Raw genomic sequence first — 14,940 nt, forward strand, 5'->3', positions numbered from 1 at the left:
GCGCTGCCGAACGCGCCGCTGGCCGGGCACTGGTTCTCCGCCGAGTTCCAGCAGCTGCTCCAGAACGCCTACCCGCCGCTGTCGTGAGCGTCGGCGCGTAGGTGATCCGCCGGAGCCGGCCCGGGGTCGGACCTGTTCCTCTCCTCCCCGGTCACCTCTCCCGGGTCAGGCCCCGGCGGATCGAGAACTCCACGGCCGAGTAGTTTCCGTCCGGCCGGTCCAGCTCGAACGGCACCGCCGGGTGCAGCGGCGGCTGTGCCATGAAGCGGGGCCGTGTGCCGTGATGCGGCTGGGCGGCGTGCACCAGGAAGGGGTGACACAGATAGACGTCACCGGGCCGGCCGGTGGCGAGGGCGAGCGGGCGGTGTGCCGAGGCCTCGACCAGCTTGGGGGCGATCCTGAGCCCGGACACGCCCGCTTCGCCGTACGGCTCGAGCAGCGGGGGCACGTCCAGATGCGAGCCGACCCGGATACGGGTCGGGGCGTCCTCCTCGGTCACCTCCGAGAACAGGAACAGCATCAGCAGGGCGCGGTCCCGGGAGCGCAGATTGGTGTAGTACCACTGGGCGCCCTCGGGGAGATAGCTGCCCTCGATGTGCCAGCCGGCGTCGTCCGGCTCCTCGCCGTGGGGGAAGCGCAGCGGGAAGGAGCCCAGTGAGTACCGCGGCTCCCAGCGGCCCTCGCCCACGAGCAGATCGAACGCCTCGTGCAGTGCCGGACTGTTGGCGGCGGCCGCGAACGGGCCCTGCGCCATGCCGCCCACCCAGACCACGGGATCCTTCCAGGTGGCGGGGTCCTCCGGGTCGTAGCCCGTCTCCTGCCACAGCAGTCGCGCGCAGTCCTCCGCGACACGCGGCGGGAAGGCGCCCTCGATCTTCACGAAGCCGTCCTCGAGAAAGCGTTCCACCATCGTGTCGTCCATGGGCCCATCGTGGAGCGGCCCGCGGGAGATCCGCACCTGGTTTTTGCCGTCCCGGCAACGGAACTGGCCCGGCCCCGGCACGTCGGCGCAGGCTGTCCGCACCGAGAGGAGAGGCTGACGACCATGGCGCACAACCACACGGGCCACGCCGGCACGCACGACCCGGGCACGCACGACGACGGCTCTCACGACCACGGCCACCGGCACGACGAGGGCCGTACGGGGCACCAAGGCCACGAGGGACACCAGGGACACCACCACGGTGACACCGACATCGACTGGGCCGTGATGGCGCCGCTGCTGGAGTCCCAGGCGGAGCTGTTCACGCCCCTGTACGAGCAGGTCATGGCCTGGCTGGGCGCTCAGGTGACCGGACCCGGCCTGATCGTCGACGCCGGCAGCGGGCCGGGGGTGGTGTCGTGCCTGTTCGCCGAGGCCTTCCCGGCCGCCCGGGTCGCCGCGGTGGACAGCTCCGGGCCGCTGCTCGAGCGCGCCCGCGTCCGCGCCGGCCGCCTCGGCTTCGCCGACCGCTTCACCACCGTCACCGGCGAACTCCCGGGGGCCCTGGCCGAACTCGCCTACTCGGCCGACCTGCTGTGGGCCAGCAACAGCCTGCACCACCTGGGCGACCAGCGTGCCGCCCTGGCCGCCTTCGCCGAGCACCTGGCCCCCGGCGGTACCCTCGCCCTGCTGGAGGGCGGCCTGCCCGGCCGCTTCCTGCCCCGGGACATCGGCATCGGCCGCCCCGGCCTCCAGGCCCGTCTGGACGCGGTCGAGGCCGACTGGTTCACCCGGATGCGCGAGGACCTTCCGGGCTCGGTCGCCGAGACCGAGGACTGGCCGGCGCTGCTGGCCGCCGCCGGCCTGAAGCCCGCCGGCACCCGCAGCTTCCTGCTGGACCTGCCCGCCCCGCTCTCCGAACCGGCCCGCGCCTACGTCGCAGGCTCCCTCACCCGGCTGCGCGAGGGACTGGCGGACGACCTGACCGCGGAGGACCGCGCCACCCTGGACCGGCTCCTGGACCCCGAGGACGAGGCGAGCGTGCACCGCAGGAAGGACGTCTTCGTCCTCAAGGCACACACCGTGCACACGGCGGTCCGCACCGACTGACCCGGACGCCCTGAGCAGGGCCGCCCGGGCGGCTCACAGCCGCCGCTTGACCTGGAGCGCACTTCAAGTGGTGAACTCCCGTTGTCTTCGACGTTTTTCCGACAACCAGGGGGACACACCATGACCGACTCTCCGGTCACGCTCATCACCGGCGGCGGCAGCGGCATCGGCGCGGCGACCGCCCGGCGGCTGCTGGACGCCGGGCACCGGGTGGCCGTCACCGGGCGGGGCGAGGAGCGGCTGCGCGGCTTCGCCCGTGAGCTCGGCGATCCGGACGGACTGCTGACGATCACCGGCAGCGCCGCCGAGTACGACGAGGTGCGCTCGGCGGTCGAGCGCACGCTCAAGGAGTTCGGACGGCTGGACACGGTCGTCGCCAACGCCGGGTTCGCCACGCATGACACGGTCGCCGAGGGCGACCCGGCCGGCTGGACGGAGATGGTGCTCACCAACGTCCTCGGGCCGGCCCTGCTCATCCGTGCCTCCATCGACGCCCTGAAGGAGAGCCGCGGGCGGATCGTGCTGGTGGGCAGCGTGGCCGGTTTCGTGAACACGCCCGGCAACATCTACGGGTCGACCAAGTGGGCGGTCACCGGGCTCGCCGAGAACACCCGGCGCCAGGTCACCCAGTGGGGCGTGGGCGTCACCCTGATCGCCCCCGGACGCGTGGAGACCCCGTTCTGGGACGGCCTGGGCGGCCTGCCGGCGGGCGACCTGCTGACCGCCGACCAGATCGCCGACTCCGTGGTGTGGGCGATCCGGCAGCCGGAGGGCGTGGACGTCAACACCCTCGTCGTACGGCCGATCGGGCAGCCCAACTGACGGCCGCACGACGGTGAAGGGCCCGGTGCCGCAAGCGTGGCGGCACCGGGCCCGCCGGCCCTTTCGGCTCAGTTGCTCTGGAGGAACTGCTTCGCCAGCTGCTCGCCCAGCGTGACCGCCGCGCTGTGGCTCTCGATGGGGGAGGCCTGGGAGTTCTTGAAGAGGATGTACGTCACGCCGGAGTCCGCGCCGCCCGTCGCCGGGTCGGGGTCGATGCCGAGGGCCTTGGCAGTGGCGTAGGAGGCCTCGCCGATGATCGTCGAGGGGCCGGTGTCGCCGACGACGGCGTACTCGACCCTGTTGTTGTAGACGACCGCGACCACGCCGCCGCCCTTGATGCCGGAGCTCGTGTAGTTCCAGATGGTGCTGGTGCCGGGGACCACGACGAACGGCAGTGACTCGGCCTTGAGGGGCCGGCCGTCGGACTGGTGGAAGGCCGTGTCGTTCTGGAACCAGGGGTCGCGGGTCTCGTTGCAGTTGGTGGTGCGCTGGCCGTCGCAGTCGATGTCCATGTCGGCCTTCCAGAACACCGCGCCGTTCTTGCCGCACACGGGCACGGTGGCCGACGTCCCGTCGTCGGTCTTGTACTTGCCGCCGGAGATCTGCTGACAGGACGTCACCTTGGCGAGCAGGTCGGCGGCGCCGACCGAGCCCTCCTGGGCGGACTTCGGTGTGGTGGGGCCGGGGGCGGCGTGCGCGGGGAGGACTCCTGCGGTGAGCAGGGCGGCGCCGCCGGCCGCGGCGAGGGTGAGTACGCGTATGCGTATGCGTATGTGCACGGTGGGGGGTTCCCTTCTGTTAGGAAAGTTTCCTTACTGGCTTCTCCAAAGTGGCTTCTAGGCATGCTCGCGTCAAGACTGTGGTTGTGGGGACTCACGGTGGAGGCGGCGCGTCCGCGGTCACCGTCGCGGTGAGCGGTCCGGGGCGCGCCGCCGTGCCGTCCGTCAGCCCATGTCGAACGTCGCCGGGTCCGGGCCCAGCCGGCGGTCCTCGTTCAGGGCGCTGATCGCCGCGAGGTCCTCCTCGTCCAGGCTGAAGTCGAAGACGTCGATGTTCTCCCGGATCCGGGCGGGCGTCACCGACTTCGGGATCGCGATGTTGCCGAGCTGGACGTGCCAGCGCAGCACGACCTGGGCCGGGGTGCGGTTGTGCTTCTGTGCGATCGCCACGATCGCCGGCACCTCCAGCAGGCCCTTGCCCTGGCCGAGCGGCGACCAGGCCTCGGTCGCGATGCCCTGCTCCCCGTGGAAGGCACGGGAGGCGTGCTGCTGCATGTGCGGGTGCAGCTCGATCTGGTTGACCGCCGGGATCACCGAGGTCTCGGCGATCAGGCGCTCCAGATGTTCCGGGAGGAAGTTCGAGACACCGATCGCCCGGACGCGGCCGTCGGCGAGCAGCTTCTCGAACGCCTTGTAGGAGTCGGCGTAGCGGCCCCTGGACGGCAGCGGCCAGTGGATCAGGTACAGGTCCAGGTACTCCAGGCCGAGCTTGGCCAGCGAGGCGTCGAAGGCGCGCAGCGTGGCGTCGTAGCCCTGGTCGCTGTTCCAGAGCTTGGTAGTGACGAAGAGCTCCTCACGGGGGATGCCGGAGGCGGCGATGCCCCTGCCGGTGCCCTCCTCGTTGCCGTAGATCGCCGCTGTGTCGATGCTGCGGTACCCGGCCTCCAGGGCGGCGGCGACCGCTCGCTCCGCCTCGTCGTCCGGCACCTGCCAGACGCCGAAGCCCAGCTGGGGCATCTCGACGCCGTTGTTGAGGATGATCGGGGGGACCTTGCTGCTCACGAGCTTGTGATCCTTCGGTTGTCGTCAGGTCTTGCCTCACATCGTCAACGATCACGAGCCATGACGCATTCCTGACCGGCCGATCGCCTCAACCGGCGCTCAACCCTGGTACAACGCCTCCACCTCGTTCGCGTACGCGTTCTCGATGGCCTTGCGCTTCAGCTTCAGCGACGGGGTCAGCAGCCCGTGCTCCTCGGTGAAGGGCTGGGCGAGGATGCGGAAGGTGCGGATGGACTCGGCCTGGGAGACCAGGGTGTTGGCGGCGACCACCGCGCGCCGCACCTCGGTCTCCAGGTCGTGGTCGTGCACCAGCTGGGCCGGGGACATCCGCGGTTTGCCGCGCATCTGGAGCCAGTGCTCGACCGCCTCGTGGTCCAGGGTGACCAGGGCGGCGACGTACGGGCGGTCGTTGCCGACGACGATGCACTGGGAGACCAGCGGATGGTCGCGCACCCGTTCCTCCAGTACGCCCGGTGCCACGCTCTTGCCGCCGGAGGTCACCAGGATCTCCTTCTTGCGGCCGGTGATGGTGAGGTAGCCGTCCTCGTCGAGGGAGCCGAGGTCGCCGGTGGCCAGCCAGCCGTCGTGCAGGGTCTCGTCGGTGGCCTTCTGGTTGTTGAGGTAGCCCTGGAAGACGTTGCCGCCGTGCAGCCACACCTCGCCGTCGTCGGCGATGTGCACGGTGACACCCGGGATGGGCTGTCCGACGGTGCCGTAGCGGGTGCGCTCGGGCGGGTTGGCGGTGGCCGCCGCGGTGGACTCGGTCAGGCCGTAGCCCTCGTAGATCTGCACGCCCGCGCCCGCGAAGAACAGGCCGAGGCGGCGGTCCATCCCCGAGCCGCCGGACATCGCGTTGCGGATCCTGCCGCCCATCGCCGCGCGCACCTTGGAGTACACGAGCTTGTCGAAGAGCTGGTGCTGCATGCGCAGCCCGGCCGACGGGCCGGGGCCGATGCCCCAGGCCTTCGCCTCGACCGCGTCGGCGTACTTCACGGCGATGTCGACGGCCTTCTCGAAGGGCCCGTCCCGGCCCTCCTTCTCGGCCTTGCGGCGGGCCGCGTTGAACACCTTCTCGAAGATGTACGGCACCGCCAGGATGAACGTCGGTCTGAACGCCTGAAGGTCGGGCAGCAGGGCCGCGGCGTTCATCTGCGGCTGGTGGCCCAGGCGGACCTTGCCGCGGATGGTGGCCACCTCCACCATCCGCCCGAAGACGTGCGCGAGCGGCAGGAACAGCAGCGTCGAGGCCTCGTCGCCCTTCTTGGAGTGGAAGACCGGCTCCCAGCGCCGTACGACCGTGTCCGCCTCGTACATGAAGTTGCCGTGGGTGAGGACACAGCCCTTGGGGCGGCCGGTGGTGCCGGAGGTGTAGATCACGGTGGCGATCGACTCCGGGGTGACCGCCTCCCGGTGCCGGTGCACCACCTCGTCGTCGACGGGCGTGCCCGCGTCGTACAGCTCCTGCACGGCGCCCGCGTCCAGCTGCCACAGCCGGCGCATCCGCGGGAGCCGGTCGATGACCGTGGCGATCGTCATCGCGTGGTCCTCGTGCTCCACGACCGCCGCCGACACCTCCGCGTCGTAGAGCATCCAGAAGCACTGCTCGGCCGAGGAGGTGGGGTAGATCGGCACCACCTGGGCGCCGATCGTCCACAGGGCGAAGTCGAACAGGGTCCATTCGTAGCGGGTGCGGGACATGATCGCGACCCGGTCGCCGAAGCGGACGCCCTGGGCGAGCAGGCCCTTGGCGAGGGCGAGGACCTCGTCGCGGAACTCCGCGGCGGTCACGTCGCGCCACGCCCCGCTCTCGTCCTTGCGGCCGAGTGCGACGTGCAGCGGGTCGTCCTGAGCATGCTGGAACACGACGTCGGCCAGGCCGCCCACCGGCGACGCCGACGTCGACGGAGGGCTGGTGAACTCGCGCAAACCCGCTCCCGCTCCTCAGTCTCCGGTGTGCCGGCGGGCTCCGGCCCTTCCGGCGCACCTGTGACGCTCCGCACAGCGCCGTGAAAGCTACCCCACGGGACGGCGGGGCGGGAGGGGGGCCAAAAGCGAGCAGTGCTCATAACCGCACAGGTCAGCGCCGGAAAATGCGCTCACAAGGGGAAGGGTCGGACAGAATCCTTACGGTTCAGTAAGTTTCGGTGGCGTAATCTCCACCGAATCTGTACGACCCTCTGACAGCCGCGACGCCCGGCCGACCGCGTCCGTCCAGCGCCCACGGACCGCTGCACAGCCTTCCCCTCGAACAGCGTGCGCACACCGGATTTCGTCACCGCATGTGCGTCGCCGTCGTATGCGGGCGGTCCCTACGATGGGCGCCGGTGCGGTGGATCGCGGCGGAAGACGGTCGTTGCTCGCCGCGATCCGACATGGGGGAGGCGTACGGTGACGGAATCCCACGTCCAGGTGCCGGTGATGGCGTCCGGCACCTTCGACACGCTGGATCTGCGGATCCTCTCCGCGCTGGAGGTCGACGGGCGGGCCTCCTTCAGCCGGATCGGCGCGGTGCTCGGTGTGTCCGACCAGACCGTCGCCCGCCGCTTCCGCAGGCTGTGCGCCGAGGGCGGGCTGCGGGTGGTCGCCGTCCGCGACCCGGAGCGGCTCGGCCAGGACCAGTGGATGCTGCGACTGCGCTGCGTCCCGGACACCGCCCTGACGATCGCCGAGGCGCTCGCCAAGCGTCCGGACACCAACTGGATCGCCCTTGCCTCCGGCGGCACCGAGGTCATCTGCGGCACCTGGCCGCGCAGCCCCGGCGACCGCGACGACCTGCTGCTCGGCAAGCTGCCGCGCACCCCCAGCGTGGTGGAGATCCGCGCCCACCAGCTGCTCCACCGCTTCTTCGGCGGCCCGGACGGCTGGGTGCGCAAGTTTCGGGCGCTCACCGACGCCGAGATCGACGCGCTGCGTCCCGAAGAACGGCCCGATTCCGCCCAGGCCCGCATCGACCCCGAGGACGAACCGCTGGTCGCCGCCCTCGAACGCGACGGCCGCGCGGGCCTGCACGAGCTCCAGCGGGCCACCGGCCGCTCCGAGTCCGCCGTCAAGCGCCGTCTGTCCGCGCTCCTGGCCTCGGGAGCGGTGTACCTCGACGTCGAGTACCAGCCCGAGGCCCTCGGCCACCGGGTCGGCGCGGCCCTGTGGATCACCACCGCCCCGTCCGCCCTGCACTCCGTCGGCCGGGCACTCGCCGGTCACGCCGAGATCGCCTACGTCGCGGCCACGGCCGGCCCGTCGAACATCATGGCGACCGCCGTCGCCCGGAACACCGCCGGTCTGTACGCCTACCTCAGCGGCCCCCTCGGCGCCCTGCCGGGCGTGCGGCACGTCGAGGCGACGCCGTACCTGCGCCGGGTCAAACAGCTCACCTACCAGCGGCAACCGCGGTGACCGGCCGGGCGGCGGCGGTCAGCGCCGGTGCAGGCGCTCGCCGCCCGACAGGATCGCCTTCGCCAGGGCGTCGGCCGCGTGCTGGGCGGAGGGCCGGTGGCGCCCGTGGACCAGGACGAAGTCGACCTTGCCGAGCTCCGGCAGCCCGGCCCGTTCCGGGACCCGCACCAGACCCGGCGGGATCAGCCCGCGCGAGTGGGCCATCACGCCCAGACCCGCGCGGGCGGCGGCGATCAGACCGTTCAGGCTGCCGCTGGTGCACGCGATGCGCCACGGCCGGCCCTGCCGCTGGAGGGCCTCGAACGCGAGCGCCCGCGTGATCCCCGGCGGCGGATAGACGATCAGCGGCACCGGGCGGTCCGGGTCCAGGCGGAGCCGCTCGGCGCCGATCCACACCAGCCGGTCGTGCCACACCGGCTCGCCGCGCGGGTCCTGCGGGCGCCGCTTGGCCAGCACCAGGTCGAGCTTCCCGGCGGCCAGCTGCTCGTGCAGGGTGCCCGACAGCTCCACGGTCAGCTCAAGATCGACCTCCGGATGCTGGTAGCGGAAGCCCTCCAGGATCTCCGGCAGCCGGGTCAGCACGAAGTCCTCGGACGCGCCGAACCTGAGCCGGCCGCGCACCCGGGTGCCGGAGAAGAACGCCGTCGCCTGCTCGTGCACCTCGAGGATCCGCCGCGCGAAGCCCAGCATGGCCTCGCCGTCCTCGGTCAGCTCCACCGAGTGCGTGTCCCGGGTGAACAGCAGCCGCCCGGTGGCGTCCTCGAGGCGGCGCACATGCTGGCTGACCGTCGACTGGCGCAGACCCAGCCGCCGCGCGGCGCCGGTGAAGCTCAGCGTCTGCGCCACCGCCAGGAACGTGCGCAACTGCGCGGGGTCGTACATACGCCCAGGCTAGCCGCTCATCACGGAACGCGATGACAGTCAGAGCGGTATGCCGGATTCCCGATCGCTGCCCGGAGGAGCACGATGGAGCGGGGACCCGTCGGTCCCGACGAGCGTGACGAGCACGACGAGCAAGTGGAGCACAGTGAAACGCCTGCGTTGGCCGAGCCGGCTGCCGATCGACCCCTACATCGTGCTGCTGGTCGGGACGGTGGGTCTCGCCGCGCTCCTCCCGGCCCGCGGGGGCGCCGCCCACGTGGTCTCGGGCGCCTCGACCGCCGCGATCGCCTTTCTGTTCTTCCTCTACGGCGCCCGTCTGTCCACCCGCGAGGCGCTGGACGGACTCAAGCACTGGCGGCTCCACGTCACGGTCCTGGCCTGCACCTTCGTGGTCTTCCCGCTGCTCGGCCTGGCCGCCCGCGGCCTGGTCCCGGTCCTGCTGACCCAGCCGCTCTACCAGGGCCTGCTGTTCCTGACGCTCGTCCCGTCGACCATCCAGTCGTCGATCGCCTTCACCTCCATCGCCCGCGGCAACGTGCCCGCCGCGATCTGCGCCGGCTCCTTCTCCTCCCTCGTCGGGATCGTCCTCACCCCGCTGCTCGCCGCCGCGTTCCTCGGCGGCGGTGCGGGCGGCTTCTCCGCGCACTCGCTGGTCACGATCGTGCTGCAACTGCTGGTGCCGTTCGTCGCCGGGCAGGTGCTGCGCCCCTGGATCGGCCCCTTCGTCGCCCGGCACAAGAAGGTCCTCGGGCTCGTCGACCGCGGCTCGATCCTCCTCGTCGTCTACACCGCGTTCAGCGAGGGCATGGTGCGGGGCATCTGGCACCAGGTCAGCCCCGCCCGGCTGGGCGGGCTGCTCGCCGTGGAGGCCGTGCTGCTCGCCGTGATGCTGGCCCTGACCTGGTACGGCGCCAAGGCGCTGCGCTTCGGCCGGGAGGACCGCATCGCCATCCAGTTCGCCGGGTCGAAGAAGTCCCTGGCCTCCGGGCTGCCCATGGCGAGCGTCCTGTTCGGCGCCCACGCCTCGCTGGCGGTGCTGCCGCTCATGCTCTTCCACCAGATGCAGCTCATGGTCTGCGCGGTGATCGCCAAGCGCCGGGCGCACGACCCGGAGGCGCGGCAGGAGCCGACGACGGCGGCACGGCCCGCGGCCGCGCGTACCGCGGTCGGCACGGCGACCCGCTCCCGCTGACCCGGATCGGCTCGCGCCGACGCCCGGCCGGATCAGGGCCGCAGCACCACCTTGCCCAGGTTGCCGCGCGACTCGATCGCCTCGTGCGCCTTCGCCGCCTCCTCCAGTGCGAACTCGGCGTGCACGCGGGGCCGCAGCAGCCCCTGCCCGAACAGCCGCCACAGCTCCTGCCGCCACCGCTCGTACAGCTCCGGCTTCTCCCGGGCGATCCGGGCCATCTGGAAGCCGATCACCGACCTGGCGCCCACGAGCAGGTCGTACGCCTGGATCGTCCCGCCGCCCGAGCTGTAGGCCACCAGCCGTCCGCCCGGGGCGAGCGCGGCGATCGCCGGCGTGAGGAGCTCGCCCCCCACCGCGTCCAGGACGCAGTCGACCGGCTCCCCCCAGCCGTCGTCGCCGTAGACGATCACCTCGTCGGCGCCCAGGGAGCGCACGAAGTCCGCCTTGCCAGGATCGGATACGGCGCCCACCACCCGTGCCGCCCCCCGGACCCTCGCCAGTTGCACCGCCAGATGCCCCACGCCGCTCGCCGCCGCCGTCACCAGCACCGCCTCGCCCCGCTCGGGCCGTGCCGCCTCCAGTGCGCCCAGGGCGACGAGACCGCTGCGGACCAGGGCGACCGCCTCGGCGGCCGAGGCCTCGTCGGGCACCGGCGAGGCCATGGCCTCGTGCAGCAGCGCGAAGTCGGCGTAGCCGTGCCCGAAGCAGAGCCCGGTCACCCGGTCGCCGGACCGGAAGCGGGTGACACCGTCACCGACGGCGACCACCTCGCCCGCGAGCTCACCGCCGAGCGGGATCGGCTCGGCGGCCTCGGTGACCTTGCGGACGACGGGGAGGGTGACACCGACGGCCTCGCAGCGCACCAGAAGCTCACCGGGACCCGGCTCGGGAACGGGAGCCTCCTCCAGGAACAGCGGGCCACCGGCGGACTCGTATCGAACGCGTCGCATCGCACCTCCAGGGTCGGGTCCAGAGCATCAGGTCATTGGGATTCCCAACGACTTCGACGACCCGAACCGTAGCGCTGGTTCATTGGGAAGTCCAACGACTTGTGGCTAGGCTGGCCCCATGGCCGACGCCGAAGCCCCCCTCGCCGCGATCCGCTCCCTGCCCAGCTGGCTCCTGGGCCGTGCCGCCGCCCGGGGCCGGGCCCTGGTCGCCGACGCGCTGGCCGCCGAGGGCATGAAGATGTGGCACCACGTGGTGCTCTCCGCCGTCCGCGATCTCGCCCCCGTCGCCCAGGCCGACCTCGGCCGCAGCGTCGGTCTCGACCCCAAGGACCTGGTCGGCGTCCTCAACGACCTCCAGTCCGCGGGCCTCGTCCTGCGCGAGCCCGACCCGAGGGACCGGCGCAAGAACGCGGTCTCCCTCACCGACGAGGGCGCCCGGCTGCTGACCCGCTGCGAGAAGGCGGCACGCGAGGCCAACGACGAACTCCTCGCCCCGCTGTCACCGCCCGAACGGGACCGGTTCATGGCCCTGCTGATCCGCGTCTCCGGCACGGAGGCCTGACGGCACCGGCCGCGCGGAGTTCAGAGAACCCGCTGCTCGCCCGCGTACACGTTCATCGAGCTGCCCCGCAGGAATCCCACCAGCGTCAGTCCCGTCTCCGTGGCCAGGTCCACCGCCAGCGACGAAGGTGCCGAGACCGCCGCCAGCACCGGAATGCCCGCCATCACCGCCTTCTGCGCCAGCTCGAAGGAGGCCCGGCCGGACACCATCAGGATCGTCCGGGACAGGGGCAGGTCGCCCTTCTGCAGGGCGCGGCCGACCAGCTTGTCGACCGCGTTGTGCCGGCCCACGTCCTCCCTCGTGTCCAGCAGTTCGCCGTCCTCCGAGAACAGCGCCGCCGCGTGCAGACCGCCGGTGCGGTCGAAGACCCGCTGGGCCGCGCGCAGCCGCTCGGGGAGCATCGCCAGCAGCTCCGGCGCGACCCGGACCGGGGGAGTGTCGGCGATCGGCCAGCGGGCCGTCGTACGCACGGCGTCCAGGCTGGCCTTGCCGCACAGGCCGCAGGAGGAGGTGGTGTAGACGTTGCGTTCGAGGGTGATGTCCGGCAGGGCGACGTCCGGGGCGGTCTTGACGTCCACCACGTTGTACGTGTTGGAGCCGTCGGCCGTCGCGCCCGCGCAGTACACGATGTTCAGCAGGTCCGAGGCCGCGCCCAGCACGCCCTCGCTGACCAGGAAGCCGGCGGCCAGCGCGAAGTCGTCGCCCGGTGTGCGCATGGTGATGGCGAGCGGCTTGCCGTTCAGCCGGATCTCCAGGGGTTCCTCGGCGACGAGTGTGTCCGGGCGGGTGGACACCGCACCGTCCCGGATGCGGATGACCTTGCGTCGTTCCGTCACTCGTCCCATGTCCTGATCAGCCCCGGTTCTGTACGTGCTGGTAGCCGAAACGGCCCTTGATGCAGAGGTTGCCATGGGTCACCGGGTTGTCGTGCGGTGAGGTGACCTCGACGATCTCGTTGTCCTGGATGTGCAGGGTGAGGTTGCAGCCCACTCCGCAGTAGGCGCACACCGTCGTCGTCCCGGTCTGCGCCGACTCGTCCCACGTACCCGCCCGGCGCAACTCGAACTCCGACCGGAAGGACAGCGCCCCGGTGGGGCACTCCTCGACGCAGTTGCCGCAGTACACGCACGCCGAGTCGGTCAGCGGGGGGAGGGTGGGGGACGGCTGCGAGAGAGTGACCGCATGGTGTCGACGAAATATTGTCTACAGTATGGATACAGCAGGAAAGGCAGGGGCGGCAAGGGTTCGGCAGCGGCCGATGCGCCTGCATGTGGATGCCCGGGCGCCGGATGCCCGCGCGGCCGGACGCCCGGATGCCTCCCGCCGATGCCCGGTCGTCCGAGCATATGACCGAAGCCGACAAGTCGGGCGCTCGTTTCCTGTGGCCTCGCCTGCCGCCCTACCCGCGGGTCACTGATCAGACTGGGAGATCCGCGACCCACGGCAACGAGGGGGGACACCCGATGAACGGCTCGCGCATCCGCGCCGTCGGCCACTACCAGCCCGCCAAGGTGCTCACCAACGAGGACCTGGCGGCCCTGGTGGACACCAGCGACGAGTGGATCAGGAGCCGGGTGGGCATCCGGACCCGGCACATCGCCGCCCCCGACGAGCCGGTCGACGAACTCGCCGCGCACGCCGCCGCCAAGGCGCTCGCGGCGGCGGGCCTCGCGCCCGACGACATCGACCTGGTCCTGGTCGCCACCTCCACGGCCGTGGACCGCTCCCCGAACACCGCCGCGCGCGTCGCGGCCCGCCTCGGCATCCCGCGGCCTGCCGCCATGGACGTCAACGTCGTGTGCGCCGGCTTCACCCACGCCCTGGCCACCGCCGACCACACCGTGCGGGCGGGGGCCGCGACGCGCGCCCTGGTCATCGGCGCCGACAAGATGTCCGACGTGACCGACTGGAGCGACCGGACGACCTGTGTGCTCGTCGGTGACGGTGCGGGCGCCGCCGTGGTCGAGGCCTGCGCGCCGGGGGAGGCCTCCGGGATCGGGCCGGTGCTGTGGGGTTCGGTGCCCGAGATGGGGCACGCGGTACGGATCGAGGGCACGCCCCCGCGGTTCGCGCAGGAGGGGCAGAGCGTCTACCGGTGGGCCACTCGGCAACTGCCGCCGCTGGCCCGGCAGACCTGTGAGCGGGCGGGGGTGGCGCCCGAGGACCTCGCCGGGGTCGTCCTGCACCAGGCCAACCTGCGCATCATCGAGCCGCTGGCGGAGAAGCTCGGTGCCGTGGGCGCGGTGGTCGCCCGCGATGTCTCCGAGTCGGGCAACACCTCGGCGGCGAGCATCCCGATGGCCCTGTCCAAGCTGCTGGAACAGGGCGCGGTCGGCGCAGGCGACCCGGTGCTGCTGTTCGGCTTCGGCGGCAACCTCTCCTACGCGGGACAGGTCGTGCGCTGTCCGTGAGCGGCGCGCACGACCCTCGCGCCCGGGCGTGAGTGACCGATTCCGGCTCTCCATGACCATTGTGCGCCGTAGACTGTAGACGAAAGCCAACTCGATACTGGCTGCCGGTGATCCGCTCGTTGCCGTGGAGGGACCGCGATGTTGTCGACAGGACTGCCGCAGGGGGCGGTGCCCAGGCTCGAGAGGCCCGGGCCGCTGCGGGACCGCGTCTACGAGGCGCTGCTCGAACTCATCACCACCCGCGCCCTCCAGCCCGGCCAGCATCTGGTCGAGAGCGAACTCGCCGGGCATCTCGGCGTCTCCCGGCAGCCGGTGCGGGAGGCGCTCCAGCGGCTGAACACCGAGGGGTGGGTCGATCTGCGGCCCGCACAGGGCGCGTTCGTGCACGAGCCCACCGAGGAGGAGGCCGACCAGCTCCTGACGGTCCGTACGCTGCTGGAGGCCGAGGCCGCCCGGCTGGCCGCCGTCAACGCGGACGAGGCCGGCGTCGCGGCGCTGGAGGAGCTGTGCGCTCAGGGTGAGCGGGCCGTCGCCGACGACGACGTGGACGCCGCCGTCGCCCTCAACGCCCGCTTCCACGCCACGATCATGGACCTGGCCGGCAACGCGGTCCTGGCCGAACTCGCGGCGCAGGTCGACCGCCGGGTGCGCTGGTACTACACGCCGGTGGCCCGGCAGCGCGGCGGCCAGTCCTGGGTCGAGCACCGCGACCTCATCGCGGCCGTCGCCGGCCACGACGAGCAGCGCGCCACCCGGCTGATGCGCGAACACACCGAGCACACCCGCAGGTCGTACCACGAGCGCGCGCAGTCCTGACCTCGCGCGCCCCGCGGCGGCGGGGAGCCGTGGAGGACGGCCGAGGACCGCCTCGTGCCGCTTTGTCCTTCCGATGGCAAAAGGTGCGGTGATTAGTGC

General features: G+C 71.9%; 14 protein-coding genes and 1 pseudogene. 7 read left to right on the forward strand and 8 right to left on the reverse strand.

Translation table 11 applies throughout. The annotated features are described in order from the left end of the window. Positions 1-151: 151 nt before the first annotated feature. Positions 152-922, reverse strand: a complete 771-nt coding sequence (locus IE318_RS28330; RefSeq protein WP_189904864.1) for a phytanoyl-CoA dioxygenase family protein — start codon at positions 920-922, stop codon at positions 152-154. 123 nt (positions 923-1,045) lie between these two features. Here IE318_RS28330 and IE318_RS28335 point away from each other — a divergent pair, with 123 nt between their 5' ends. Together IE318_RS28335 and IE318_RS28340 are read left to right on the forward strand one after the other, a co-directional pair. Continuing rightward, complete coding sequence (locus IE318_RS28335) at positions 1,046-2,032, forward strand: class I SAM-dependent methyltransferase (protein ID WP_189904866.1); 987 nt, start codon at positions 1,046-1,048, stop codon at positions 2,030-2,032. A 120-nt stretch (positions 2,033-2,152) separates the two neighbouring features. After that, a complete protein-coding gene (locus IE318_RS28340; RefSeq protein ID WP_030175271.1) occupies positions 2,153-2,854 on the forward strand; it encodes an SDR family oxidoreductase in 702 nt (233 codons plus the stop codon). Between the two features lie 68 nt (positions 2,855-2,922). Here the strand turns inward: IE318_RS28340 and IE318_RS28345 are convergent, their stop codons facing one another. The 3 genes from IE318_RS28345 to IE318_RS28355 form a co-directional block, all read right to left on the reverse strand. Then, a complete protein-coding gene (locus IE318_RS28345; protein WP_189905018.1) occupies positions 2,923-3,621 on the reverse strand; it encodes a glycoside hydrolase family 75 protein in 699 nt (232 codons plus the stop codon). Between the two features lie 177 nt (positions 3,622-3,798). Continuing rightward, positions 3,799-4,635, reverse strand: a complete 837-nt coding sequence (locus tag IE318_RS28350) for an aldo/keto reductase (protein ID WP_030175269.1) — start codon at positions 4,633-4,635, stop codon at positions 3,799-3,801. A 99-nt stretch (positions 4,636-4,734) separates the two neighbouring features. Further along, complete coding sequence (locus tag IE318_RS28355) at positions 4,735-6,561, reverse strand: AMP-dependent synthetase/ligase (protein WP_189904868.1); 1,827 nt, start codon at positions 6,559-6,561, stop codon at positions 4,735-4,737. A 492-nt stretch (positions 6,562-7,053) separates the two neighbouring features. Between IE318_RS28355 and IE318_RS28360 the strand changes: the two genes are divergently transcribed. Further along, positions 7,054-8,028 carry an Lrp/AsnC family transcriptional regulator gene (locus IE318_RS28360; RefSeq protein ID WP_189905022.1) on the forward strand — a complete coding sequence of 325 codons (975 nt, stop codon included), beginning with the start codon at positions 7,054-7,056 and terminating at the stop codon, positions 8,026-8,028. Between the two features lie 18 nt (positions 8,029-8,046). Here the strand turns inward: IE318_RS28360 and IE318_RS28365 are convergent, their stop codons facing one another. Beyond that, positions 8,047-8,910, reverse strand: a complete 864-nt coding sequence (locus IE318_RS28365; RefSeq protein WP_189904870.1) for a LysR substrate-binding domain-containing protein — start codon at positions 8,908-8,910, stop codon at positions 8,047-8,049. Positions 8,911-9,055: 145 nt separating this feature from the next. Between IE318_RS28365 and IE318_RS28370 the strand changes: the two genes are divergently transcribed. Then, positions 9,056-10,102, forward strand: a complete 1,047-nt coding sequence (locus tag IE318_RS28370; protein WP_189904872.1) for a bile acid:sodium symporter family protein — start codon at positions 9,056-9,058, stop codon at positions 10,100-10,102. A 32-nt stretch (positions 10,103-10,134) separates the two neighbouring features. Here IE318_RS28370 and IE318_RS28375 read toward each other — a convergent pair whose 3' ends face one another. Beyond that, positions 10,135-11,052: a quinone oxidoreductase family protein gene (locus IE318_RS28375; protein ID WP_189904874.1), complete on the reverse strand. Its 918-nt coding sequence runs from the start codon at positions 11,050-11,052 to the stop codon at positions 10,135-10,137. 118 nt (positions 11,053-11,170) lie between these two features. On the opposite strand from IE318_RS28375, the gene IE318_RS28380 reads away from it, so the two are divergent. Then, positions 11,171-11,614 (forward strand): MarR family winged helix-turn-helix transcriptional regulator, encoded by a 444-nt coding sequence (locus tag IE318_RS28380; RefSeq protein WP_189904876.1) that lies wholly within the window; start codon positions 11,171-11,173, stop codon positions 11,612-11,614. Between the two features lie 20 nt (positions 11,615-11,634). On the opposite strand, the gene fdhD is transcribed toward IE318_RS28380, so the two are convergent. Together fdhD and IE318_RS28390 are read right to left on the reverse strand one after the other, a co-directional pair. Beyond that, positions 11,635-12,459, reverse strand: coding sequence for a formate dehydrogenase accessory sulfurtransferase FdhD (gene fdhD / locus IE318_RS28385; RefSeq protein WP_030175254.1), 825 nt, complete (start codon positions 12,457-12,459; stop codon positions 11,635-11,637). 7 nt (positions 12,460-12,466) lie between these two features. After that, positions 12,467-12,760: pseudogene (locus IE318_RS28390) on the reverse strand (4Fe-4S binding protein); the annotation flags it as partial. Positions 12,761-13,077: 317 nt separating this feature from the next. Here IE318_RS28390 and IE318_RS28395 point away from each other — a divergent pair. Further along, positions 13,078-14,025, forward strand: a complete 948-nt coding sequence (locus tag IE318_RS28395) for a beta-ketoacyl-ACP synthase III (protein ID WP_030175248.1) — start codon at positions 13,078-13,080, stop codon at positions 14,023-14,025. Between the two features lie 138 nt (positions 14,026-14,163). Further along, positions 14,164-14,841: a GntR family transcriptional regulator gene (locus tag IE318_RS28400; protein ID WP_189904878.1), complete on the forward strand. Its 678-nt coding sequence runs from the start codon at positions 14,164-14,166 to the stop codon at positions 14,839-14,841. Positions 14,842-14,940: the final 99 nt, after the last annotated feature.

The organism is Streptomyces spiralis (assembly GCF_014654675.1).
Classification (GTDB): Bacteria; Actinomycetota; Actinomycetes; order Streptomycetales; family Streptomycetaceae; genus Streptomyces; species Streptomyces spiralis.